This window comes from Phaeobacter sp. CECT 5382 (genome assembly GCF_001457775.1).
Lineage (GTDB): Bacteria > Pseudomonadota > Alphaproteobacteria > Rhodobacterales > Rhodobacteraceae > Pseudophaeobacter.
In genome coordinates this window covers 21087-43210 of the sequence record NZ_CYSG01000003.1, presented here as the reverse complement: position 1 = coordinate 43210, position 22124 = coordinate 21087, and the positions used below count along the sequence as shown (strand labels likewise).

General features: G+C 58.6%; 27 protein-coding genes. 18 read left to right on the top strand and 9 right to left on the bottom strand.

Annotation, left to right across the window (positions count from 1 at the left end):
- Positions 1-5: 5 nt before the first annotated feature.
- Genes def (PH5382_RS03960) through PH5382_RS03940 form a run of 5 tightly spaced genes read left to right on the top strand, consistent with a single transcriptional unit; the run spans position 6 to position 2441 of the window.
- Positions 6-512, top strand: coding sequence for a peptide deformylase (gene def / locus PH5382_RS03960; protein ID WP_058333069.1), 507 nt, complete (start codon positions 6-8; stop codon positions 510-512).
- Complete coding sequence (gene def / locus PH5382_RS03955) at positions 509-1006, top strand: peptide deformylase (RefSeq protein WP_058333068.1); 498 nt, start codon at positions 509-511, stop codon at positions 1004-1006. Before def (PH5382_RS03960) ends, def (PH5382_RS03955) begins: the two co-directional genes overlap by 4 nt.
- Before the next feature lie 16 nt (positions 1007-1022).
- Positions 1023-1943 (top strand): methionyl-tRNA formyltransferase, encoded by a 921-nt coding sequence (fmt, locus tag PH5382_RS03950; RefSeq protein ID WP_058333067.1) that lies wholly within the window; start codon positions 1023-1025, stop codon positions 1941-1943.
- Between the two features lie 13 nt (positions 1944-1956).
- The gene (locus PH5382_RS03945) at positions 1957-2193 is read left to right on the top strand and encodes a hypothetical protein (protein ID WP_058333066.1); all 237 of its coding nucleotides are present in this window, start codon (positions 1957-1959) and stop codon (positions 2191-2193) included.
- An 11-nt stretch (positions 2194-2204) separates the two neighbouring features.
- On the top strand, positions 2205-2441 hold the full coding sequence (locus PH5382_RS03940) for a GlsB/YeaQ/YmgE family stress response membrane protein (RefSeq protein ID WP_058333065.1): 237 nt from the start codon (positions 2205-2207) through the stop codon (positions 2439-2441).
- Positions 2442-2488: 47 nt separating this feature from the next.
- Here the strand turns inward: PH5382_RS03940 and PH5382_RS03935 are convergent, their stop codons facing one another.
- From PH5382_RS03935 to ispH, 5 genes are all read right to left on the bottom strand, one after another.
- Entirely contained in the window at positions 2489-3112 is a 624-nt protein-coding gene (locus PH5382_RS03935) for a trimeric intracellular cation channel family protein (RefSeq protein WP_058333064.1), read from the bottom strand.
- A 31-nt stretch (positions 3113-3143) separates the two neighbouring features.
- Positions 3144-3611, bottom strand: coding sequence for a ribonuclease HI (gene rnhA, locus PH5382_RS03930; RefSeq protein WP_058333063.1), 468 nt, complete (start codon positions 3609-3611; stop codon positions 3144-3146).
- Positions 3604-4197, bottom strand: coding sequence for a class I SAM-dependent DNA methyltransferase (locus tag PH5382_RS03925; RefSeq protein WP_058333062.1), 594 nt, complete (start codon positions 4195-4197; stop codon positions 3604-3606). Before PH5382_RS03925 ends, rnhA begins: the two co-directional genes overlap by 8 nt.
- A 62-nt stretch (positions 4198-4259) precedes the next feature.
- Entirely contained in the window at positions 4260-4874 is a 615-nt protein-coding gene (locus PH5382_RS03920) for a LysE family translocator (RefSeq protein WP_058333061.1), read from the bottom strand.
- Between the two features lie 132 nt (positions 4875-5006).
- Positions 5007-5960 carry a 4-hydroxy-3-methylbut-2-enyl diphosphate reductase gene (gene ispH, locus PH5382_RS03915; RefSeq protein WP_058333060.1) on the bottom strand — a complete coding sequence of 318 codons (954 nt, stop codon included), beginning with the start codon at positions 5958-5960 and terminating at the stop codon, positions 5007-5009.
- A gap of 2415 nt (positions 5961-8375) precedes the next feature.
- On the opposite strand from ispH, the gene PH5382_RS19690 reads away from it, so the two are divergent.
- A complete protein-coding gene (locus tag PH5382_RS19690; protein ID WP_156414831.1) occupies positions 8376-8519 on the top strand; it encodes a response regulator in 144 nt (47 codons plus the stop codon).
- 332 nt (positions 8520-8851) lie between these two features.
- On the opposite strand, the gene PH5382_RS03905 is transcribed toward PH5382_RS19690, so the two are convergent.
- A complete protein-coding gene (locus PH5382_RS03905; RefSeq protein ID WP_058333058.1) occupies positions 8852-9424 on the bottom strand; it encodes a LabA-like NYN domain-containing protein in 573 nt (190 codons plus the stop codon).
- A gap of 123 nt (positions 9425-9547) precedes the next feature.
- Here PH5382_RS03905 and folK point away from each other — a divergent pair, with 123 nt between their 5' ends.
- From folK to recO, 12 genes are all read left to right on the top strand, one after another.
- On the top strand, positions 9548-10132 hold the full coding sequence (gene folK / locus PH5382_RS03900; protein ID WP_197409991.1) for a 2-amino-4-hydroxy-6-hydroxymethyldihydropteridine diphosphokinase: 585 nt from the start codon (positions 9548-9550) through the stop codon (positions 10130-10132).
- A gap of 91 nt (positions 10133-10223) precedes the next feature.
- Positions 10224-10577 carry a DNA-directed RNA polymerase subunit omega gene (gene rpoZ, locus PH5382_RS03895; RefSeq protein ID WP_058333056.1) on the top strand — a complete coding sequence of 118 codons (354 nt, stop codon included), beginning with the start codon at positions 10224-10226 and terminating at the stop codon, positions 10575-10577.
- A 36-nt stretch (positions 10578-10613) separates the two neighbouring features.
- Complete coding sequence (locus PH5382_RS03890; protein WP_058333055.1) at positions 10614-12746, top strand: RelA/SpoT family protein; 2133 nt, start codon at positions 10614-10616, stop codon at positions 12744-12746.
- 30 nt (positions 12747-12776) lie between these two features.
- The gene (locus tag PH5382_RS03885) at positions 12777-13487 is read left to right on the top strand and encodes a DUF2062 domain-containing protein (RefSeq protein WP_058333054.1); all 711 of its coding nucleotides are present in this window, start codon (positions 12777-12779) and stop codon (positions 13485-13487) included.
- 84 nt (positions 13488-13571) lie between these two features.
- On the top strand, positions 13572-14318 hold the full coding sequence (locus PH5382_RS03880; protein ID WP_058333053.1) for a pyridoxine 5'-phosphate synthase: 747 nt from the start codon (positions 13572-13574) through the stop codon (positions 14316-14318).
- Positions 14315-14758 carry an ABZJ_00895 family protein gene (locus PH5382_RS03875; protein WP_058333052.1) on the top strand — a complete coding sequence of 148 codons (444 nt, stop codon included), beginning with the start codon at positions 14315-14317 and terminating at the stop codon, positions 14756-14758. The genes PH5382_RS03880 and PH5382_RS03875 overlap by 4 nt, the downstream gene beginning before the upstream one ends.
- On the top strand, positions 14755-15186 hold the full coding sequence (gene acpS, locus PH5382_RS03870) for a holo-ACP synthase (RefSeq protein WP_058333051.1): 432 nt from the start codon (positions 14755-14757) through the stop codon (positions 15184-15186). The genes PH5382_RS03875 and acpS overlap by 4 nt, the downstream gene beginning before the upstream one ends.
- A gap of 62 nt (positions 15187-15248) precedes the next feature.
- On the top strand, positions 15249-16085 hold the full coding sequence (gene lepB / locus PH5382_RS03865) for a signal peptidase I (RefSeq protein WP_058333050.1): 837 nt from the start codon (positions 15249-15251) through the stop codon (positions 16083-16085).
- Positions 16082-16768, top strand: coding sequence for a ribonuclease III (rnc, locus tag PH5382_RS03860; protein ID WP_058333049.1), 687 nt, complete (start codon positions 16082-16084; stop codon positions 16766-16768). The genes lepB and rnc overlap by 4 nt, the downstream gene beginning before the upstream one ends.
- Positions 16765-17670 carry a GTPase Era gene (era, locus tag PH5382_RS03855; RefSeq protein WP_058333048.1) on the top strand — a complete coding sequence of 302 codons (906 nt, stop codon included), beginning with the start codon at positions 16765-16767 and terminating at the stop codon, positions 17668-17670. Before rnc ends, era begins: the two co-directional genes overlap by 4 nt.
- A 133-nt stretch (positions 17671-17803) precedes the next feature.
- Positions 17804-18133, top strand: a complete 330-nt coding sequence (locus PH5382_RS03850) for a DUF1491 family protein (protein ID WP_058333047.1) — start codon at positions 17804-17806, stop codon at positions 18131-18133.
- 114 nt (positions 18134-18247) lie between these two features.
- Positions 18248-18973 carry a DNA repair protein RecO gene (recO, locus tag PH5382_RS03845; protein WP_058333046.1) on the top strand — a complete coding sequence of 242 codons (726 nt, stop codon included), beginning with the start codon at positions 18248-18250 and terminating at the stop codon, positions 18971-18973.
- Positions 18974-19010: 37 nt separating this feature from the next.
- Here the strand turns inward: recO and PH5382_RS03840 are convergent, their stop codons facing one another.
- The 3 genes from PH5382_RS03840 to PH5382_RS03830 all read right to left on the bottom strand — a co-directional run bounded on the left by PH5382_RS03840 (position 19011) and on the right by PH5382_RS03830 (position 22036).
- Positions 19011-19361 carry an META domain-containing protein gene (locus tag PH5382_RS03840; RefSeq protein WP_231751787.1) on the bottom strand — a complete coding sequence of 117 codons (351 nt, stop codon included), beginning with the start codon at positions 19359-19361 and terminating at the stop codon, positions 19011-19013.
- Positions 19362-19406: 45 nt separating this feature from the next.
- Entirely contained in the window at positions 19407-20123 is a 717-nt protein-coding gene (locus PH5382_RS03835) for an SGNH/GDSL hydrolase family protein (RefSeq protein ID WP_058333044.1), read from the bottom strand.
- A 227-nt stretch (positions 20124-20350) separates the two neighbouring features.
- The gene (locus PH5382_RS03830; protein ID WP_058333043.1) at positions 20351-22036 is read right to left on the bottom strand and encodes an acyl-CoA dehydrogenase family protein; all 1686 of its coding nucleotides are present in this window, start codon (positions 22034-22036) and stop codon (positions 20351-20353) included.
- Positions 22037-22124 lie beyond the last annotated feature (88 nt).

Genomic DNA, 22124 nt, shown 5'->3' with positions numbered 1-22124 from the left:
CGGGTATGGCGCTGCTGCCGATCCTGCACTGGCCCGAGGCCGCGCTGTCCACACCCTGTGCCCCGGTCGGGGAGGAGGACCTGAGTGCGCTGATCGCCGATATGTTTGAAACCATGTATGCCGCCCCCGGACGGGGGCTGGCGGCGCCGCAGGTTGGGGTGTTGAAACGCCTTTTCGTGATGGACGCCACCTGGAAGGAGGGGGCGGGAAAGCCTCTGGCGATGATCAATCCCGAAATACTGTCCTTTGGCCCGGTAGAAGAACTCGGCGACGAGGGTTGTCTTTCGATCCCCGGCGTTGTGACCCCGGTGCTGCGCCCTTCGACTGTGGAGCTGCGCTGGCAAGACCAGCATGGCGCACAACAGCAGGGGGAGTTTGACGGTTTTGCCGCCCGCTGTATCCAGCATGAATATGACCATCTCGAAGGCCTTGTGACCTTTGACCGGCTGGCAGCGGCAGACCGCGCCCGCGCCGAGGCCGAATTCGCCCGTTTTCAGGAGACTGCCCCATGACTGCACGTATCTGTCTGCCCTGGCCCGACAAACGCCTGCGCACTGCTGCCGCTGAGGTGAGCGAAATCACCGACGAGATTCGCCAGATCTGGACCGATATGATCGATACGATGGAGGCAATGCCCGGTGTGGGCCTTGGCGCCAATCAGATTGGCGTGATGCTCCGTCTCGCGGTGGTGGATGGCTCCAAAGAGCGCGGTCGCGCTGTGCGCATGGCCAACCCCGAAGTGCTGCATGCCTCGACTCAGCTGCGCGAACACGAAGAGGCCAGCCCGAACCTGCCTGGTGTTTCGGCCAAGATCAAACGCCCGCGTGCGGTCACCGTGCGCTACATGGATGAGACCGGGGAGATCACCGAGCGTGATTTTGTTGGTATCGAGGCCACAAGCGTACAGCACCAGATCGACCACTTGAACGGCAAGCTCTATTTTGACCACTTGAGCAAGGTGAAGCGCGATATGCTGATCAAGAAATCCAAGAAACTGAACGGCTAAGGCTGGGAGACACACTATGCGCGTCATCTTCATGGGAACGCCGGACTTCTCGGTGCCGGTACTGGATGCGCTGGTGACAGCGGGCCACGAGATTGCAGCGGTCTATTGCCAGCCGCCGCGTCCGGCAGGCCGCGGCAAGAAAGATCGCCCGACACCCGTACACGCCCGAGCGTTGGAACTGGGGTTGGAGGTGCGTCACCCGGTGTCGCTGAAAGGCGCGGCGGAACAGGTGGAGTTTGCAGCACTTGGTGCAGATGTCGCCGTGGTTGTCGCCTATGGGCTGATCCTGCCGCAGGCAGTTCTGGATGCCCCTGCCAAAGGCTGTTTGAATATTCACGCAAGCCTTCTGCCGCGCTGGCGTGGGGCCGCCCCGATCCATCGCGCCATCATGGCGGGCGATGAGCAGACTGGCATTTGCATCATGCAGATGGAGGCAGGGCTGGACACCGGCCCGGTACTGCTGCGCGAAGCCACGCCCATTGGCGAGGAAGAAACCACCAGTGCGCTGCATGACCGCCTGTCAGAAATGGGTGCCTCGCTGATTGTCACCGCCCTGCGCCATCTCGACGGGCTGGCGCCGGGTCCGCAGCCCGAAGAGGGGGTGACCTATGCCGCCAAAATTGACAAGGGCGAGGCGCAGATCGACTGGGCCAAGACGGCCGAGGAGGTGGATCGCAAGATCCGGGGCCTGTCACCCTTTCCCGGTGCCTGGGTCGAAATTGACGGTCAGCGGGTGAAACTACTGGCCTCACGTCTGGCCACCGGCGGGGACTCTGGGCAGGGCAATCCGGGGCAGGTGCTGGATGGCGACCGCCTGGTTGTTGCCTGCGGCACGGGGGCGGTGGAGCTGTTGCGCTTGCAACGCGCAGGCAAAGGCGCGCAGGATCGTGAGATCTTTGTGCGGGGGTTCCCGCTCGCGACTGGGCAACAGCTGTAGCAGGAGAGCCGGGATGTTTCTGACCCTGATGGGCACCGTGGTGATCGCCGGGATAACTGGCTACGCCTCTGAAAAGAGCGGCTTCACCCATAATGGCTATCTGCCTTCGATCATTATCTGTGTTGGCGGTGCCTTTCTGTTTTATTTTGTCCGCATCATGTTTGGGGTGGGCTTTGGCGCGCCGGGGCTGAATGCTATCGTGTCGTCAATCGGCGCGCTGGTCATCGTGCCGTTTCATTGGCGACGTTAGCGGAGATCTTCATGAACATTGTATTTCTGATCATTATTGGTGCAGCCGCAGGGTTTCTGGCGACGCGTCTGATGCGCATCGAGGCGGATATCATCACCACTGTGGTGATCGGCATCGCAGGCGCGCTGATTGGCGGGCTGGTCTTGCGCACGTTGCTTGCGGTGATGGGCATGATGGCGGGGCTGGTCGGTGCGGTTCTTGGCGCGCTGGCGCTGATCTGGCTGTGGCAGACCTATATCAAACGCTGACCACGACTTCTGTTCAGTAGGGGGGCAAGGCCGCAGGCCAGCGGCGGTCAACTGCGTGGCGGGCGACTTTTGTAGACTGGCAGATGCCAGCCAAATGCGATGGAGCCTGCCCGCAATACCCAGCAGACCCCGGCACAAAGGATCAGTGCTAACCCTGTAGGCACACCAATAGAGACGGCGGCAACAGCCGAGATCGCGCCACTCATAGCGCAGGTGATGTAGAGCTCACCTTGTTTCAACACCAGAGGCACTTCACCGACCACCACGTCACGCATCAATCCGCCAAGACTGCCGGTCGCCATCCCCATCAGCACCACAATAACCGCCGGTTTATCGAGCGCCATGGCAGCGCCTGTGCCCGCTGAAACCGCAATCGCCAGTGCAAAACTATCGAGCCAGATCACCCAGCGCAGCCGACTTTCAACTAGATGTGCGGTGAAGAACACCACAACGGCAGCCCCTGCGGCCAGCAGGACCGAATTGGGGTCAGCGACCCAAAAGACCTCGTCCCGATTGAGCAGAAGATCGCGCACCGTGCCACCGCCAACTGCCGTGAGGCAGGACACGAAGGCAAAGCCGACGATATCCAGCTGAGCCCGACTGGCGACCAATGCACCTGTCAGCGCAAAGACCAGAACCGAGGCATAGTCGAGCAGGGTGAGAAAGGTCATGCCTGAATGCCCTCGGATCTGTATCGGACCCTCATGCCTTTGACTGACCTTTCTTGAACGGGGCCATGCCGGCCCGGGCCAGCTCATCCGCGCGTTCGTTTTCAGGATGGCCTGCGTGGCCCTTGACCCATTCCCAGGTGACCTGATGGCGGCGCTGGGCTTCGTCCAGGCGCTGCCAAAGTTCGGCATTCTTGACGGGCTTTTTCGCGGCGTTTTTCCAGCCGTTCTTTTTCCAGCCGTGAATCCAGCCGGTAATGCCGTTCTTGACGTAGTTGCTATCGGTGACGACGGTCAGGGCAGAGGGACGGGCGAGGCTTTCCAGTGCGTTGATTGCCGCCAGCAGTTCCATCCGGTTGTTGGTGGTATTGGCCTCGCCGCCCTGCAACTCCTTTTCCTTGACCACGGTGTCGCCATCCATGGCCTGCAGCAGGGCACCCCAGCCGCCGGGGCCGGGATTGCCGGAGCAGGCGCCATCGGTGTAGGCATAGAGATCAGGCATGTGTCGCCACCGAGATCCAGGGGGCAATCTGGCCATCCAGGCCTTCGCTGCTACCATGGGTAGAGTTCAGCACGGTAAAGCCTTCGCGCGCGAGCAGGTCGTTCAATTCATCTTCCTCGTAGTAGGTATACAGCCGCCCCAATGTGTCGCGGGCCTCGCCTTTACCGGTCTTGAGCGCAATGTAAAAGGCACCACCGGGTTTGAGTGCCTGTTTTATCGCGGCAAGATGGCTGGAAAAGGCGCTGCGCGGGGCGTGCAGCAGGCAGAAATTGGCCCAGATGCCATCATAGATGAATCGCGCCTTCAGGTCTTCGAACTGCGCCAGCCGTGCTGCGACACCTGTCTGCTGATTTGCCAGAGCAACCATTTCGGCAGAAGCATCGGTCGCCTCCGCCAAAAGACCTGCCTTGGCCATAACTGCGGCCGAGGTGCCGGGGCCGCACCCAAGATCCAGAACCCGCCCGCCTGCGGGACAAGCGGTGATGAATTCCAGCAGCCGGGGATCATTGCTGAGATAGCTTTGGTTCTTTTGCGCATAATCTGCGGCATGGGCATCATAGATGCGAAGGGTTTCGGCGTCGCTCATTCGGGGGCCTTGCTCGTCAGGGGGAAAGTCGGGGAAAGAGGGGGTGCACAGCTGCGCAAACGCTAGGCGCGTTCAACAGCCAGTCGGGCAGCAAGGGCGGCAAAGATACTGGCAAAGCCGCGATTGAGCCATTTCAAAACCGTCTCGGAGCCCAGCACAAACTGACGGGCCTGCGCTGCAAAAAAACCGTAGAGCACAAAGACGCCAAAGGTCAGCGCCATGAAGACACCGCCAAGGGAGGCCATCTCAAGCGTTGCGGTTTCCGGATTACCTGACAGGAAAGGCGGCAACAGGGCCAGGAAAAACACGGATAGTTTTGGATTGAGAATATTGATTAGCGCGCCTCGTTGGGCAATGCGCCACGGCGACTGGGATCTAGTCTGAGAAGACACCGCCAAAGCGCCACCGGACCGGAGCGCCTGCCAAGCGAGGTAGAGCAGATAGAGAACCCCGAGGGTTTTGACGATCTGAAACAGCAATGCAGAACTGTGCAACAGGGCGGCCAGCCCAAGGGTGGCCGCCATCAGATGCGGCAGGATCCCGAAGGTGCAGCCCAAGGCGGCCCAGACAGCGGCGCGACTGCCCTGACCAAGACCCAGCGCCAGAGTGTAAAGAACCCCGGTGCCGGGGGCTAAAACCACCACGATAGCCGTGATCAGGAACTGCAGAGTTATCATGGGTCGCGCCTTCCGCCTATGGATCGAGAGCTTGATTTTGCTCAGCCTAGGGGGAAGGAGGGCGGCGGTAAACAGTCAGTTTCCAGCCAATTTCAGTGCAGATCTCTGAGAGACTGGACAGTGGATTGATGACTATTGCGCTGCTTGACGCAGCACGCGCGGCACTTTGAACTCGACCCGCTCGACAGCGGTTTCAACCACTTCGACGGTGACTTCATAGCGGGCGCGAAAGGCGTCGATCACCTCGTTCACCAGCAGTTCTGGTGCCGAAGCCCCCGCGGTAATGGCAATGCTCGAAATACCGTCGAGGGCGCGCCAGTCGATGTTTTCGGCACGCTGCACCAATTGCGCGTATTTACAGCCTGCTTTGGAGCCGACCTCTACCAGCCGACGCGAGTTGGAGGAGTTGGGTGCCCCCACCACCAGCATCGCATCCGATTTCGGGGCGACTGCCTTGACCGCTTCCTGGCGGTTGGTGGTGGCATAGCAGATGTCTTCCTTGTGCGGGCCGACTATGGCGGGAAAGCGGGCCTCGAGGGCTGCTACTATCCCTTTGGTGTCATCCACCGACAGGGTCGTCTGGGTGACATAGGCCAGCTGGGCTGGGTCGCGCACGGTGACATGGGCGACATCCTCGGGGGTTTCCACCAGGATGACTTCGCCTTCGGGTAGTTGGCCCATGGTGCCGACGGTTTCGGGATGTCCCTTGTGGCCGATCATGATCATCTGGAGGCCGTTTTCCGCGTGACGCTGGGCTTCGATATGGACCTTGCTGACCAGCGGGCAGGTGGCATCGACATAGACCATCTGACGGGCCTCTGCGGCGGCAGGCACCGATTTCGGCACACCATGGGCGGAAAAGATCACCGGGCGGTCTTCGGGGCATTCGTCCAGCTCTTCGACAAAGATGGCGCCTTTGTCGCGCAGCCCGTCCACCACATATTTATTGTGCACGATTTCGTGGCGCACATAGACCGGTGCCCCCCATTTCTCCAGCGCCAGCTCGACGATCTTGATAGCGCGATCAACACCGGCGCAAAAGCCACGCGGTGCGGCCAGATATAGGGTCAGGGCAGGTTTGGTCATAGCGGGCGTCTCCTTGCGTGAAGATCTAAGGCTTTCCTGGTTCAAGGTCCAGACTGCGACGTAGGGCGGCACTGCAAATACGATCATGGTTGCCCAGGATCTGAGGCCAGAATGGCCCCGAGTGCAGAGTAGGTTTCCGGGTACTTCGAATATTTCCTAGCGGGCCGCTGAAATATGTCGGCAAAACAGGGAATGTTAACCCGTTGTGCGCATTCTCTCGACACCTTGAGGTTGTTGCGCGCGTTTTGCGTCATGGCAGAGGGTCGTGGTTCGCACGGTGTTAGGCTGTGCGGATCTCGTTTTCGTTGAGTGGCACGGCGGCCCGTATTTAGAGGTCGCAAAAGTTTTTTAGGAGGTCACGTGTCTGAAGCAAAGGTTCACAGTGAACAGGCCGCGTCCGAAAAGCAGGAACGCGTCGTGTTGCAGCAACATACCGCCCTGATGGATCGGCGGTTCCGAACGGTACGCACCACCTCCAATCTTGTGGTTCTCCTTGGGATCTTCTGGATCATTTTTGGTGTTTCATTCCAAGAACCTGTGGTGGTGGCGATTGCCTCCATTGCTGTCGTTGGTTCCACCACGGCCAGTTTCCTGATCCGGACCAAATACAAAATGGTGGCGCGGCTGACATGGTTCGGTACCGGCTTGATGTCAGTGATCGGCGCAGTGTTTACGATCCATCCCGCCAGCAATGTGGAACTGCTGTTTGCGGCCCTTCTCGGGGGGCCGTTCATGACCTTTTCCATGCGACGAGAAAGGTCAGTGATTCTTGCCTTGCTTGCCAGCATTCTGCTGAGCTGGCTGATGTATCGATACCTGGGCCATGACTTCTTTGGCCCACCAATACTGGGCATGGAATTCGGACAGGCCTATCTGTCCGGTGGTGTGCTTTTGACCACCTTTGCGATTATCATCTTTGAAACCATGGCCTTTGGCCAACTGGCCGACAACTACAGCGATGATCTGGTTCGGGCGCATCAGGATGAACAAAAGGCAAATCGAGCCAAAAGCGAATTCCTCGCCGCCATGAGCCATGAAATCCGGACCCCGATGAATGGGGTGATCGGCATGGTCGAAATCCTGGAAAACACCGAGCTCACGCCGGAGCAGCGCCGTATCCTGCATACAATCCGCGAATCTTCCACCTCACTTTTGTGGATCATTGACGATATTCTGGATGTGTCAAAGATCGAAGCGGGCAAGATGGAGCTAGTACAGGCCCCGATGCGGCCGCTTTCAGTAATCGAGAGCGCCTTGGCCACGCTGCGACCACATGCAAGCCAGCTTCAGGTGAGTCTTGCCCTGTCAGTGCAGCCCGATTTGCCTGATACGATGACTGGCGATGCGGGCCGGTTGCGGCAAATTCTGCTAAATCTGCTGGGGAATGCCATCAAATTTTCCGAGCCGATGCCAAATGAAGACCCTGGCCGTGTCAGTCTTCGGGTTCATATGAATGAGCCGGGCTGGGTCGAGTTTTTGGTGCAGGACAATGGTATTGGTATCGAAAAAGACGTGCAGGAAGTCATTTTTTCGCCGTTTGAACGATCCGGCGTGGTGACCAAGCGGATGATTCAGGGCAATGGGCTGGGGTTGACGATCGTTCGGCAGCTGGTGACCACAATGGGTGGTGACATTTCTGTCGAGAGCACCGTTGGTGAGGGCTCGCTGTTTTCTGTGCGTCTGCCCATTGTGGATCCGTCAGGGCCGATCAAGGTGCCAAAACTTGCGGGAACTAAAGTGGTCGCACTGATGCCCCAGTCGGGGGAATGCTGTACCTGGCCAAGCTATGTTATGGCGGCAGATTGCGACCTTAAATGGGTTTCTAACCGGGATGAGTTCATGTCTCTGGCACGTCAGGCCGGCCGGGATGTGGTCTTTGTTCTTTCGGCTATGGATCGCGGGGATCGTCGCGAAATCTGGTTCCGGGAACAGTTGGCAGCTGAAGCGCCCCACCTCAATGTTCTGGAACTTGACTATGATATTGGTGCCCGGGGTGTGTCCGGCTGTGTGACTGACAGGTGCATCTCAGTTCAGGCCGTACCCATCCTGCCCAGCGAGTTCTGGGAAGCGCTGGCCAGTTTGGGAGGGCGGGGTGCGAAAATCGGGTCTGGGCAAGAAGCCGTGAAAGAGGTCGCTGCGATTGATCAGGTGTCAAAACGCGTTTTGGTGGCCGAAGACAACGAGATCAATCGCGCGGTGATCGAGCGTCAGCTGGCTCTATTGGGCTGTGAAGTGACGATTGTACGCGATGGGGCCGAATGCCTCGAGGCCTGGCGGAGCGGCAACTATGAAGTGATCCTGACGGACTGCCAAATGCCGGTCATGGATGGGTTCGAACTGACCCGGGCCATTCGCCAGGCTGAAGCCGACCAAGGACTATCTCGTATGCCGTCTTCTGCTTGAAAAAAAAAAACGTTGGAGGGGGAAGCGGATCGCTGCCATGCCGAAGGTATGGATGGCTATGTCTCAAAGCCGGTGACCATCGCGGCCCTGGAGCAAGCGTTGCGACAGCACATCCCGGATCTTGTCCAAAAACGTGGGGCCTCGGCTGCAGGCTAGTTAGGCGTTGTCTCGGAGGTGAGCCGGGGCGTACCTACTAAGTGAAGAGCAGGCGCCCCGAGTGAGAGGCGCCTGAATCAGAGGTACAGGAAAAGTTGACCCTAAGGTCGGGGCCAGTGAACTTAGGCCAGTGAACTTGGGCCGGTGAACGCAGCCGGGCAAGCTCTGCCAGGTGACCTCGGGCGTATGAGTGGGCGCTCGAGAGCCTGACAGAAAATCTCGCACAAGAAATCACTGACAGCCTTTTCAGGTTCGTTCTGACTTTACCTGCTGACGTTGCAGGCTCAGTCTGTGTGCACCGAAAACCTGATGGTCTAGCAGTTGCCGAGTTCTCAGCCTTGAACGGCCGTGACAGGGCGGGTGTCGACGGGATGTTCGCGTGGTGGACGTCCGATCACATCCTTCAGCTCTTCCAGTTCGATGAAGTTATCGGCCTGACGGCGCAACTCATCTGAGATCATTGGCGGTTGACTGCTAATGGTCGAGACGACAGAGACCCGAACACCCTGACGCTGCAGGCTGGCAATCAGTGGGCGGAAATCGCCATCCCCTGAAAACAGCACAATATGATCCACGCGTGGGGCCAGTTCCATAGCATCGACTGCGAGTTCGATATCCATATTGCCTTTGACTTTACGGCGGCCCATGCTGTCGGTGTATTCCTTGGCGGGCTTGGTTACCATGGTGAAACCATTGTAGTTCAGCCAATCCACCAGGGGGCGGATGGGGGAGTATTCGTCGTTTTCCAGCAGGGCCGTATAATAAAAGGCACGCAGCAGCTTACCGCGGCGCATAAATTCCTGCCGCAAAAGCTTGTAGTCGATATCAAACCCCAGCGCCTTGGCAGCGGCATAGAGATTTGAACCGTCAATGAACAGCGCAAGCCGTTCGTCTTTGTAAAACATCTAAAGTGTCCTTCCGGTAAATCCGAATTCGCCAAATGATCCGTGAGTGAATGTGGTGCGGCGAAACGGGTGGACATATTGTAAGTACTTTGGCACCTGCTTCAAGTGTACGGGTTTTCCTAAATGAGGTCAAAAGTGACCATTTTACGAACAAAAGCGATTATAGCGCTGGGCGCTAACCTGCCGCTGGGCGAAATGTTGCCGCGCGACATCCTTCTGGCTGCAATCAAAGAACTCACTCTCCTATTGGGTGAACTATGCCAAGTTTCGCGACTTTTTCAAACCCCTTGTTTTCCGGTGGGAGCCGGGCCCGACTATGTGAATGCGGCCATGACGGTTGAAACCACGCTTTCTCCATCCGATTTATTGCAGCATCTGCATGGCATTGAGCAGCAGTTTTCACGTCTGCGCGAGCAGCGTTGGGGGATGCGGACCCTTGATCTCGACCTGATTGCTGTCGGTGATCAGGTTCTGCCTGATAACGCAGGCTACATGTATTGGTACGACCTGGCAGTGGAGCAGCAGATGAAGGAGGCGCCGAAAGAGCTGATTCTTCCGCACCCGCGCCTGCAGGACCGCGCTTTTGTTCTGGTTCCGCTTTGTGACATCTGCCCCGATTGGCGGCACCCGGTTTTGGGGAAAACCATCTTGGAATTGCGCGATGCATTGCCAAAAAGCGAGCTGGAAGCGGTATTGCCGGTCGAATGACTGCCACGGGGTGCTTTCTGCGCTTGTCAATAAAAAGATTTGGGCGTAAAAGTCGCCCTTCCGGACCCACATTGATTTTGGAGAGTCGCCTATGGCCCGCGTGACGGTTGAAGACTGCGTAGACAAAGTTCCGAACCGCTTTGAGCTGGTGATGCTGGCCGCCCATCGCGCCCGCGAAATCGCCGCTGGAGCTGAGCTGACCGTTGAGCGTGACAACGACAAGAACCCTGTCGTGTCGCTGCGCGAGATCGCCGAAGAAACCCAAAGCGCTGATGATCTGCGTGAGCGTCTGATCGAAAACAATCAGAGCCAGATCGAAGTCGATGAGCCCGAAGAAGATTCGATGGCTCTGCTGATGGGCGCCGAAAACGACAAGCCCGCAGACGACGACATGTCGGAAGAAAAACTGCTGCGCGCACTGATGGAGGCCCAGGGGCAGGGCTGACACCGGCACTACCCGTTCTGAGGCTGCGGACCGGATATGATTTCACCAGAAGACCTGATTGCTCTGGTCCGCAACTACAACCCAAAGACCAACGCCGATAAAATCGCCGACGCCTTTGCCTATGGCGAAGCGATGCACGAGGGGCAGTTTCGTCACTCGGGCGAGCCCTATTTTACCCACCCCGTTGCCGTCGCCGCGATCCTGACAGAGCAACGGTTGGATGATGCAACCATCATCACTGCCCTTTTGCACGACACAATCGAAGACACCAAAGCCTCTTACGAGGAGGTTGCGACGCGGTTTGGTGTCGAAGTGGCCGAGCTGGTCGATGGCGTCACCAAGCTGACCAATCTTCAGCTGTCGAGCCGTGAGACCAAACAGGCCGAGAATTTCCGCAAGCTGTTCATGGCGATGTCCAAGGACCTGCGGGTCATTCTGGTCAAACTCGCTGACCGGCTGCACAATATGCGCACGATCAAGGCGATGCGCCCGGATAAACAGGCGCAAAAAGCCCGCGAAACCATGGATATCTATGCGCCACTTGCCGGGCGCATGGGGATGCAATGGATGCGCGAAGAGCTGGAAGACCTAGCCTTCAAGGTGCTGAACCCCGAAGGCCGCCAGTCGATCATCCGCCGCTTTGTCACCCTGCAACGCGAGACCGGCGATGTGATCCATCGCATCACTGGTGATATGCGCATTGAGCTGGAAAAAGCCGGTATCGAGGCCGAGGTCTTTGGTCGGGCAAAAAAGCCCTATTCGATCTGGCGCAAAATGCAGGCCAAGGATCAGGGGTTTTCGCGGCTCTCAGACATCTACGGCTTTCGCGTCATTACCCAGTGCGAAGAAGATAGCTACCGCGCACTCGGCGCCATCCATCAGCGCTGGCGCGCGGTTCCGGGGCGGTTCAAGGACTACATCAGCCAGCCAAAATCCAACGGCTACCGGTCGATCCACACCACGGTGTCGGGACGCGATGGCAAGAGGGTCGAGGTGCAGATCCGTACCCGTCAAATGCACGATGTTGCCGAAACCGGCGTTGCGGCGCATTGGTCCTACCGCGATGGTGTACGCAGCGAAAACCCCTTTGCGGTGGATCCGGCGAAATGGATCGCCTCGCTGACGGAACAGTTTGACGCCGAGGAGGACCACGATGAATTCCTCGAGGCGGTCAAACTGGAGATGTATTCTGACCAGGTCTTTTGCTTCACACCAAAGGGCGATGTCACCAAGCTGCCCAAGGGCGCGACGCCAATTGATTTTGCCTATGCCATTCACACCCGAATCGGTCACGCTTGCGTCGGTGCCAAGATTGACGGCATCCGGGTGCCGCTGTGGACACGGATCCGCAATGGTCAGTCGGTCGAAGTCATCACCGCCGAGGGTCAGACGCCACAGGTGAGCTGGCTCGATATCGCCACTACCGGCAAGGCGCGCACCGCTATTCGGCGTGCGCTGCGGGCGGTTGATCGCGAACGTTTTGTCAAACTGGGGCATGAACTTGCGCGCTCCGCCTTTGAGCATGTCGACCGCAAGGCGACCGACAAGGTTCTGGAAACCGCTGCCCGCGCCCTGCGGGTAGGTACTGTGAATGAACTTCTGGCGCGTCTTGGCGCTGCTGAAATTACTGCGCATGATGTTGTGCAGGCGGTTTATCCTGAACTCACCTCGCAAGAAGGCGATGTCATTTCTCCGCGTCGCGCGGTGATCGGCCTTGAGGCCGGGCAAAGTTTTGAGCGTGCGCCCTGCTGCCAGCCGCTGCCTGGAGAACGCATCATTGGTATCACCTACCGTGGCCGCGGAGTTGTGGTGCATGCCGCCGATTGCGACCGCCTCAGCGAATTTGAAAGCCAGCCAGAGCGCTGGGTGGATGTGCATTGGCACAGCGGCATGCATCAGGCGGCCTATGGCGTGACGCTGGGGCTGACCATTGGCAATGACGCAGGTGTACTGGGACGTATTTGCACATTGATTGGCGAGAAAAAGGCCAATATCTCGGACCTGGAATTTGTCGATCGGAAACCAGACTTTTACCGGCTTATGGTCAATGTAGAGCTGAGGGATGTGGAACAGCTGCATTCGCTGATGCTGACATTGGAAGCCGAGAGTGATGTGGCAGAGGTTGCGCGGTTCCGGGAGAAGCCGGAGACACGCTCGATTTCGGGATAGCTCGGTTGGAAATAGGAAGGACGCAGGGCTTTGGTATTCAGGCGCCGGGATAGACGCCCGCTCCACAGAGCGGTTGCGGATTTCGTCTGGCCCCGTGGGGGCTGGGCGCGCGCATTTCATTACGTAAAACACCGCGTACGTCGCCTGCCTGATTCGCCTGAACGTATCGCGCGCGGGGTTTGGGCGGGGGTCTTCACCACCTTCACGCCGTTTTATGCCATGCATTTTGTCGTTGCCGCCCTGATCGCGCGGCTGATCAACGGCAATATTCTGGCCGCCCTCAGCGGGACATTCTTTGGCAATCCGCTGACCTATGTGCCGATTGGCGTTGCGGCGCTGCAGACGGGTCACTGGATGCTGGGCACCGAATTTGACGAAGACGTGGATACGTCATTGATCGGCAAGTTCATCGATGCCGGCAAAGACCTCAAAGACAATCTTTTTGCTTTGTTCCGCGACCAGCCAGCCGATTGGGATGGGCTCCACCTGTTCTATGATGAGGTTTTCTTTCCCTATCTGGTTGGTGGTGTCGTGCCGGGCGTCATCACGGCGACAATTTGCTATATGATCAGCCTCCCGGTGATCCGTGCCTATCAGCAGCACCGTCGTAGCCGGATCAAGGCCAAGTTTGAAGCGATCAGGAAACGTGCGGAGATGGAAGCTGCAGGTGTGCAGGTGATCACGCCTGAGCTGAAAGCTAAGCCGAAGCTCTCGCTGCCGCGGGTGCGCAAGGTAAAATAGCACGGCAGAGCCCCGCAGGGGGTTGCCCTTGGCGTGGCGCTGTCTAGTCTCAGCCCAACAGTTTCAGATACCAGGACAGATGACATGGCTCAGAACGCTTTGCGGTTGGGTGTAAATATCGATCACGTTGCCACCGTGCGCAATGCCCGTGGGGGCGCCTACCCGGATCCGGTGCGCGCTGCCGTTCTGGCGCAAGAGGCCGGCGCCGATGGCATCACCGCGCATCTGCGCGAAGATCGCCGTCACATCGTCGACGCCGATATCGAAGGGCTGATGAATGCTTTGACTGTGCCGCTGAATTTTGAAATGGCCGCCACCGAAGAGATGCAGAAAATCGCCCTGCGTCACAAGCCGCATGCGGTTTGCATCGTGCCGGAAAAGCGGGAAGAGCGCACGACTGAGGGCGGGCTGGAAGTGGCGCGCGAAGAAAACAAGCTGGCGCATTACATTGCACCATTGCGCGATGCGGGCTGCCGGGTGTCGATTTTTATCGCCGCCGACCAGCGCCAGATCGAGGCGGCGAACCGGATCGGCGCCGAGGTGATCGAGCTGCATACCGGTGCCTATTGCGATTTCCATGCCGAGGGCCGTTTTGAAGAGCGCGACCGCGAATTCGAAGCCCTGCGGGAGATGGCAACGTTTGCCCATTCCCTGGGGCTGGAGGTGCACGCAGGCCATGGTCTGACTTTTGATTGTGTCCAGCCCATCGCGGGTCTGCCCGAGGTCAAGGAGTTGAACATCGGGCATTTCCTGATTGGAGAAGCGATCTTTAGCGGCCTGACACCTGCGATCCAGGAAATGCGCCGCCTGATGGACGCCGCGCGCCCATGACTATCAATCTAAAACGCTATGCCTTGATCTATGTGACGACGGTTGTTGTGTTGATGCTGGTCACGACGCTACTGGCTCTTGCGGGGATTACCATACCTGCCAGCCTCTCAACGCTGCTACCGGCAATGATGGCTGCAATGGTCGAGGGACAGCGGCAAGCAGGTACTCAACAGCAACCGTTGGGCTGGGGGGCTGCCTGGAAGGCGGCCATTCCGATGACTGTTTGTGGTGTCGCTGTGGCCTTTGCGGCAAGTGTTCTGTTCGTAGTCGTTTTCGGCGGTGAGACAGAGATACGAATTATCACCACAATTGGCTTATCTGGTTGGGCCTTGGTTCTCTCCCTGATCGCGCTGGTGACCTATGTCTGCAATGCGGCCTTTCTCCGTCTTGGCCTCAACAGTCAACTCAAAGCACGCGCCAAAGCGGCTGCTGGTAAATGATCCTTGGCATCGGAACCGATCTCGCCAATATCGAGCGCATCCAGGGCACCCTGGACCGGTTCGGAGATCGCTTCCGCAACCGTGTTTTCACCAAAACCGAACAGCGCAAGGCGGAGCGGCGTCGCGATGTGGCGGGGACCTATGCCAAACGCTGGGCCGCCAAGGAAGCCTGCTCCAAAGCCCTGGGAACAGGCCTGCGCATGGGTATCGCCTGGAAAGACATGGCCGTCAGCAATCTGCGAACGGGCCAACCCGTGATGCATGTCACTGGCTGGGCGGCGGACCGGCTGGCCAAGATGACGCCGCCGGGCCATGAAGCCATCATTCACGTAACTTTGACGGATGATCACCCCTGGGCGCAGGCTTTTGTCATGATCGAAGCACGCCCAATTTCGCCTGAAGAGGGGGAAACCGGCAGGATAGCTTGACTCGCGCCCCTTGCGCCCTCATGTAGCGCCGGTCCCTTTATTTTTAAAACCCGGAGAGCCTGATGACGGCAAAAGCCACCGCCGGACAATCGATCCTCGAAACGGTAAAAACCATTGTTTATGCCTTGCTGATCGCAGGGGTCTTCCGGACCCTGTTTTTTCAACCCTTCTGGATCCCGTCTGGGTCCATGAAGGAAACACTATTGATTGGTGATTTCCTCTTTGTGAACAAGATGGCCTATGGCTATTCCTATGCCTCCTGTCCCAGCGTGCGCATCGCATCCGTGGGGGTTGATATCGATTCAAAAGACATCTGCGGCTTCCTTGATGGCGACAACACACGGCTGCTGGGATCTGACCCGGAGCGCGGTGATGTCGTGGTTTTTCGACATCCTGTCACGGGCACCGATTTCATCAAGCGGCTGATCGGTCTGCCGGGTGACAAAATCCAGGTGAAAAATGGTGTGTTGTTCATCAATGGCGCGGCTGTTGGCCTGAAAGATGCAGGTAATTTCGAAGAGCTGATGGACCGTCAAGGGCCACAGGGGTCTTACCCGCGCTGCGAAAACGCGCCAGTCGGCCAGGGCGGCTCTTGCCTGAAATCCCGCCAGATCGAAACGCTTCCCGGTGGCAATGAGCACGTGATCCTCAATATCGCTAACCAAAGCATGGATCACACGGGTGTCTACCAGGTCCCTGCGGGTCATTTCTTTTTCATGGGTGACAACCGTGACAACTCCAGCGACAGCCGCCTGCCGCAATCTGCCGGTGGGGTTGGCTTTGTGCCGCTGGAGAACCTGATCGGTCGGGCTGACCGCATCATGTTCTCCTCTGCGGGCCGGTCGATGCTGTTCTTCTGGACCTGGCGTTCTGATCGTTACTTCAAGGGGATCGAGTGAAACTCTCTAAGGAAATGCGCATTTTTGAAGAGCGGATCGGGCATAGATTTACCCGGCCTGAACTATTGGTGCGCGCTTTGACCCACCCATCGGTCTCGTCCCCCAATCGCAAAGACAACCAGCGTTTGGAGTTTCTGGGCGATCGTGTGCTAGGATTGGTCATGGCAACTGCCCTGCTGGAACATGACAAGATCGCGAGCGAAGGCCAGCTGGCGCCGCGCTTCAATGCGCTGGTGCGCAAAGAGGCCTGCGCCGACGTCGCCCGCGAGATTGATCTTGGGGGGGTACTCAAACTGGGCCGTTCCGAAATGATGTCAGGCGGGCGGCGCAAGTTGGCCCTGCTGGGCGATGGAATGGAAGCGGTGATTGCTGCGGTCTATAAAGATGCGGGCTTTGAGGTTGCTCAGGCGATGATCCTGCGACTTTGGGGGCAACGGATCTTTCAGGTCGAAGACGACGCCCGCGATCCCAAAACGGCCCTGCAGGAATACGTACAAGCCCGCCGCCAGACCCCGCCTGATTATGTACAGGTCGCCCGCGAGGGCCCTGACCATCAACCCGTCTTTACCATTGCCGTACGGCTGGAAGACGGCACTGAAGAACGCGCCGCTGCAGGCTCAAAACGCCTCGCAGAACAGGCCGCAGCCAAGGCGCTCTTGGCACGTTTGGAGCAAGAAACATGACAACACGCGCCGGCTTCGTCGCCCTGATCGGAGAGCCCAACGCGGGTAAATCCACTCTGTTGAACCGTATGGTTGGGGCCAAGGTCTCGATCGTCACCCACAAGGTTCAGACCACGCGCACCCGTGTGCGCGGGATCGTGATGGAGGGCGAGAGCCAGATCGTTTTTGTCGACACGCCAGGCCTGTTTCAACCTCGTCGCAGGCTGGATCGCGCCATGGTCGCGGCCGCCTGGGGTGGTGCAGCCGATGCGGATGTGGTGATGCTGCTGATCGAGGCCACCCGTGGCGTCACTGAAGGTGTTGAACGTATCCTTGAAGGGCTCGCTGAGCTCGGCAAGGGGCGTAAAGTGGCGCTGGTGATCAATAAGATCGACCGGGTCCAATCCGAGACCTTGCTTGGTCTGACCAAAGACCTGAATGACCGCTATGATTTTGCTGAGACCTTCCTGATCTCGGCTGAACGGGGGCATGGGGTGGATGCGCTGCGCCTCTGGCTGGCGACCGAGCTGCCCGAAGGTCCGTGGTTCTACCCCGAAGACCAGATCTCTGATCTGCCAATGCGGATGATCGCGGCTGAAATGACCCGCGAAAAGCTGACCCTGCGGCTGCATCAGGAACTGCCCTACCAGATGACGGTGGAAACCGAAAACTGGGAAGAGCGCAAGGACGGTTCAGCTAAGATCGACCAGGTCATCTATGTGGTGCGGGACGGTCACAAGGGCATTGTTCTGGGCAAACGGGGCGAAACTATCAAAGCCGTTTCGCAGGCAGCACGCGAAGAGCTTAGCGAATTTTTGGGTCGTAAGGTGCATCTGTTTTTGCAGGTCAAAGTCCGCCCCAACTGGCTCGAAGAGTCCGAGCGCTACTCCGAAATGGGCTTGGACTTCAAAGACGGAAACTGATGCTTGCCTGGTTCTCCGGCCTTTCCAGCAGGCACGTAACGCCGTTTCATCTTTCCAGAAATATTGCTGCCGGAGGCTCCTTCGGTATCCCACAAATCCGTAACCTACGGACCAGATCACGACAGAGGCCTGAATGACCCGACTTACCGCCCGGTTCTGGGTTGATGCCTATCTTGCCCGTCTGCGCTTTCAGGACATCCCGGCCTTTGTCACTGCCCATGGCGATGACACGGCCGGTGCGGTTCTGGTCAAGCTCAACACTCTGAACGGACAGGCGCAGAGCTTTCACCGTTCGTATGATCTGATGAGTGGCGCGCGCAAATGGGTTGAGCATGCCAGCGGTGTTGAGGCCGATGTTGATGCGGCTATCCGACGCCAACAGGAGTTTGACCCCGATCTCTGGGTGATTGAGGTCGAGGACCGTGAAGGCCGTCACTTGCTGGATGAACCGGGCCTGGAATAGTCTGACAAGCCCGCGCGCTTGGGTCCGTCCTGCGCGAACCGCGCGCTTGCTGTTTTGACCCGCTTGAGGTCTGGTATTTGCAACGGGAACCCATGCGATCAGGAGAGCGAAGCTTTGGAGTGGCGTGATCACGGCATCCTGCTGACACGGCGGCGCCATGGCGAAGGCGCTGCGATTATTGATGTCTTCACCGAAGGCCACGGGCGCCACGCGGGCATCGTGCATGGTGGTGCCAGTCGCAAGAAAGCCCCGGTGCTGCAACCCGGAGCCCAGTTGGATTTGCTGTGGCGTGCCCGGCTCGAAGATCATTTGGGCAGCTATAAGGCAGAGCCGTTGCGCAGTCGTGCCGCCGCAGCGCTCTCAGGGCGTCTGGCGCTGGCAGGGCTGAATGCGGTGACAGCCCTTTTGGGGTTTTGCCTGCCAGAGCGCGAGCCTCACCCCGCGCTTTATAAACGCTCCGAACAATTGCTGGATCTGCTTGCAGAAGAGGAAGTCTGGCCGTTGGCCTATCTGCGCTGGGAAATGGCACTGCTAGAGGAGCTGGGCTTTGGCCTCGACCTCAGCGCCTGTGCCGTGTCGGGTCGCAACGAGGAACTTGCCTATGTCTCGCCAAAGACCGGACGGGCGGTATCTAGGCAAGAGGCCGGGCAATGGGTCGCACGCTTGTTGCCCTTGCCACCAGTTATGCTGGGGCAGGGCGACGCACCTGATCATGAGGTTGCTGCGGGGCTGCGGACTACCGGGCATTTTCTGGAGGCGAGATTGGCACCAAGCCTTGGCAACCGCCCATTGCCCGAAGCGCGTGGTCGGTTCTTGGATGCCTTTGCGCGCAGGCTTTGATCCCGGCGGAAATGACAATCCCAGCGCATAGACGGGGCTATCTGGTAAAGATCATTTCCTGACCGCTGTCATTACGCAGGATCAGTACATCCCCGGCGATCTCGGCCTCTGACATGGACTGAAGCGCGCTGAGATAGGCCCTTTCCTGCTCCAGCACCGGGCAGGCCTTGCGGGTGGTGACGAGGGCTTTGACCTCGAACCAGGGATAAGGCGCAGTTTGCTGAGCGCGGTAACTGTTGCACGGGGCCTGACCGCTGATCTCTCCGGGGGTGGTCAGGTTCAGTGTTGCCGGTGTCTCAAAGGCTGTCTGGTTCAGCTCTTTCAAGGTCCAGCTTTCTCCGGCGCCGCCATAGGCGCTAAGGCTTTCATCACCGCTGCAGCCCGACATCAGAGGAACAGCAAGGAAAAGAGGCAGCAAAAGACGCATGCGAGGCTAATTCGTCGCGTGCGGCTTGGCGCTGTTCTGGCGCATCAGACCGGTGATGCGGCTGGCGATGGCAGCACTGCCCTTGACCGAGGGGTGGATCATATCCAGCGCATGGTAGGACCGGTCACCATTGGGCACCAGATCCGCCAGAGACAGGAAAAAGACGCCATCGTCCTGCTTCGCCATGCGGGCGATGCGGCGGTCCAGCTCCTGACCTTCGTCTTTGCAGTATTCAATTGGTGATCCTGTGCCGGGGCTGCGCAGATAGCCGGTATAGATCACACGGGCACCAGTGGAACGCAGCTTTGCCACTAGATCGGGGATTGCCCCGTAGCTGCCATCCTGCGCGACCAAACGGTTCATCTTGCGTTTGCAGGCAAAGCAGCCGCAACCGAGCCAAAGGTCGTTGCCGCCGCCATTGACGACAACCCAGTCCCAGTCGCCTGCGCGGTATTGTTTGGGAATGCTCAACCCTGCCGCGCCGGTCAGGGGCAGGTTGTAAACGATGCGGGCCGAAGAGACCGAACGGTCCACCACCTCCTGCTTCAGCTCGCGCTCCATCACGTCGGAAATGGCCCGGTTGGAGCCACCATTCCAGGCCATCAGGGAATCACCCATCACCAGCACCGGCGAGCTGCTGCCGCGGGTGACGGTTTCACCGCATCCGGCCAGCGATAGCAGGGCGATACAGGTGAGCAGAGTTCTGGAAATAAGCTGAAACATGGGACAAATCTATCGGGGCTAGAGGGCGGAAGAAATACCGGATCTGGAACCCTTCGAATTTTAACAAGACAGGCGGAGAGAAGATGGCGATCAAGTGGCTATTTGGCGACCAAGGCGCCGCGGCCGTCAAACCTTAGTCGGCCCTAAAAGCAAAAGCCCGACCAGAAGGCCGGGCTGTTCGAGTTTTTTCGGTTTTTTACAATCGGACCTTTCGGATCAGATTGACATCAGGCCAGCAGACGACGGGCGATCACCTGCGCCTGGATCTCGGCGGCACCTTCAAAGATATTGAGGATTCGCGCATCGCAAAGCACACGGCTGATCTTGTATTCCAGCGCAAAGCCGTTGCCACCGTGGATCTGCAAGCCGTTGTCGGCAGCGGCCCAGGCAACGCGTGCGCCCAGCAGCTTGGCCATACCGGCTTCAAGATCGCAACGGTGTCCGTGGTCCTTTTCCCAGGCCGAGAAATAGGTGAGCTGACGCGCCACCATGATCTCAACCGCCATCATTGCCAGCTTGCCCGACACACGGGGGAAATTGATCAGGCTTTTGCCGAACTGCTTGCGGTCCTGAGCGTATTGCATGGCAATATCCAGGGCCGATTGCGCCACACCAATGGCACGCGCTGCAGTTTGGATACGCGCGCTCTCGAAGGTCTCCATCAGCTGTTTAAAGCCCTTGCCTTCTTCGCCGCCCAGCAGGTTTTCTTTCTTCACGGCAAAGCCGTCAAAACCCAGCTCGTATTCCTTCATGCCGCGATAGCCCAGAACTTCGATCTCGCCGCCGGTCATGCCGGGCGTCGGGAAAGGCTCGGCATCGGTGCCGGGGGTCTTTTCCGCCAGGAACATCGACAGACCACGATGGTCGCTGGTTTCGGGGTCGGTTCGTGCCAGCAGGGTCATGACATGGGTGCGCGCCGCGTGGGTGATCCAGGTCTTATTGCCGGTCACCGCGTAGTCGCCATTGTCGTCTTTGACTGCACGAGTGCGCAGGGATCCCAGGTCAGATCCGGTATTCGGCTCGGTAAAGACGGCCGTTGGCAGGATTTCGGCGCTGGAAATTTTGGGCAACCACTGCGCCTTCTGGTCGTCGGTGCCTCCGCAAAGGATCAGCTCGGCGGCGATCTCGGACCGTGTAGCCAGCGAGCCAACACCGATATAGCCGCGTGACAGTTCTTCGGAGACCACAACCATCGAGGCTTTGGACAGGCCAAAGCCGCCGAACTCTTCTGGAATGGTCAGGCCAAAGACGCCCAACTCTGCCAGCTCCTCGATGACCTCCATCGGGATCAGCTCATCCTTCAGGTGCCAGTCATGGGCGTGGGGTTCGACCTTCTCAACCGCGTAGCGGCGGAACTGGTCGCGAATCATTTCCAGCTCATCCTCTAGACCGGAGGCACCGAACATGGTGGCGCCTGCCTGTTCCTGCATCAGCTCGGCCAGTCGGCTGCGCGCGGCCTGTGTGTTGCCCTCGGCCATCAGAGTGGTCACGGCCGGGGTGCGCAGCGCATCGACAGTGTCCTGTCCAAGGCCAAGATCCTGCAGGCGCAGGATTTCACCTTGGTTCATCTGAATGCCGCCCTGCACCTGAGCCAGATATTCGCCAAAGGCGATCTGGTGAATCAATTGCTCCATCTCGTTGAAGCCGCCGTCACTGCTCAGTTTATCGGCCCATTGCTGCATCTGGCGCAGGCTGTAGACATAGGTTGCCAGCCAGGACAGCCCATGGGCCGCCGTCTGGTTTGCTTCGATCAGCTGACCCGACACCCGGCCCTCTTGGCTAACCAGCGTGCGTACCGCATCACGGGCGGCCTCCAGCGTGGCGTCCAGCGGGGCAAGTGCTGCGGCAGTCAGCGTCAGCAGTTCGGGGAGCACAATCGGTTTCATTTGCAGGTCCTGTCCGTCATGAGCCATGAATCACGTCCTTATTCCGTCGCTTGGTGGTAAATCACTTTGCAGGTGCAGCGCAACAAAAATACGCCGCACTGCGGCAATGTGATAA

Bases quoted from the DNA above. Each gene is read 5' to 3' on its own strand.
- PH5382_RS03835 (WP_058333044.1), bottom strand. From the start codon at position 20,123: ATGTTTCAGCTTATTTCCAGAACTCTGCTCACCTGTATCGCCCTGCTA.
- PH5382_RS03925 (WP_058333062.1), bottom strand. From the start codon at position 4,197: ATGAGCGACGCCGAAACCCTTCGCATCTATGATGCCCATGCCGCAGAT.
- PH5382_RS03880 (WP_058333053.1), top strand. From the start codon at position 13,572: ATGGCTCAGAACGCTTTGCGGTTGGGTGTAAATATCGATCACGTTGCC.
- era (WP_058333048.1), top strand. From the start codon at position 16,765: ATGACAACACGCGCCGGCTTCGTCGCCCTGATCGGAGAGCCCAACGCG.
- PH5382_RS03850 (WP_058333047.1), top strand. From the start codon at position 17,804: ATGACCCGACTTACCGCCCGGTTCTGGGTTGATGCCTATCTTGCCCGT.
- fmt (WP_058333067.1), top strand. From the start codon at position 1,023: ATGCGCGTCATCTTCATGGGAACGCCGGACTTCTCGGTGCCGGTACTG.
- PH5382_RS03890 (WP_058333055.1), top strand. From the start codon at position 10,614: ATGATTTCACCAGAAGACCTGATTGCTCTGGTCCGCAACTACAACCCA.
- PH5382_RS03935 (WP_058333064.1), bottom strand. From the start codon at position 3,112: ATGACCTTTCTCACCCTGCTCGACTATGCCTCGGTTCTGGTCTTTGCG.
- PH5382_RS03840 (WP_231751787.1), bottom strand. From the start codon at position 19,361: ATGTCGGGCTGCAGCGGTGATGAAAGCCTTAGCGCCTATGGCGGCGCC.
- PH5382_RS03905 (WP_058333058.1), bottom strand. From the start codon at position 9,424: ATGTTTTACAAAGACGAACGGCTTGCGCTGTTCATTGACGGTTCAAAT.
- lepB (WP_058333050.1), top strand. From the start codon at position 15,249: ATGACGGCAAAAGCCACCGCCGGACAATCGATCCTCGAAACGGTAAAA.
- def (WP_058333069.1), top strand. From the start codon at position 6: ATGGCGCTGCTGCCGATCCTGCACTGGCCCGAGGCCGCGCTGTCCACA.
- PH5382_RS03940 (WP_058333065.1), top strand. From the start codon at position 2,205: ATGAACATTGTATTTCTGATCATTATTGGTGCAGCCGCAGGGTTTCTG.
- PH5382_RS03920 (WP_058333061.1), bottom strand. From the start codon at position 4,874: ATGATAACTCTGCAGTTCCTGATCACGGCTATCGTGGTGGTTTTAGCC.
- PH5382_RS03830 (WP_058333043.1), bottom strand. From the start codon at position 22,036: ATGGCTCATGACGGACAGGACCTGCAAATGAAACCGATTGTGCTCCCC.
- folK (WP_197409991.1), top strand. From the start codon at position 9,548: ATGAGGTCAAAAGTGACCATTTTACGAACAAAAGCGATTATAGCGCTG.
- ispH (WP_058333060.1), bottom strand. From the start codon at position 5,960: ATGACCAAACCTGCCCTGACCCTATATCTGGCCGCACCGCGTGGCTTT.
- acpS (WP_058333051.1), top strand. From the start codon at position 14,755: ATGATCCTTGGCATCGGAACCGATCTCGCCAATATCGAGCGCATCCAG.
- def (WP_058333068.1), top strand. From the start codon at position 509: ATGACTGCACGTATCTGTCTGCCCTGGCCCGACAAACGCCTGCGCACT.
- rpoZ (WP_058333056.1), top strand. From the start codon at position 10,224: ATGGCCCGCGTGACGGTTGAAGACTGCGTAGACAAAGTTCCGAACCGC.
- rnhA (WP_058333063.1), bottom strand. From the start codon at position 3,611: ATGCCTGATCTCTATGCCTACACCGATGGCGCCTGCTCCGGCAATCCC.
- PH5382_RS03945 (WP_058333066.1), top strand. From the start codon at position 1,957: ATGTTTCTGACCCTGATGGGCACCGTGGTGATCGCCGGGATAACTGGC.
- PH5382_RS03875 (WP_058333052.1), top strand. From the start codon at position 14,315: ATGACTATCAATCTAAAACGCTATGCCTTGATCTATGTGACGACGGTT.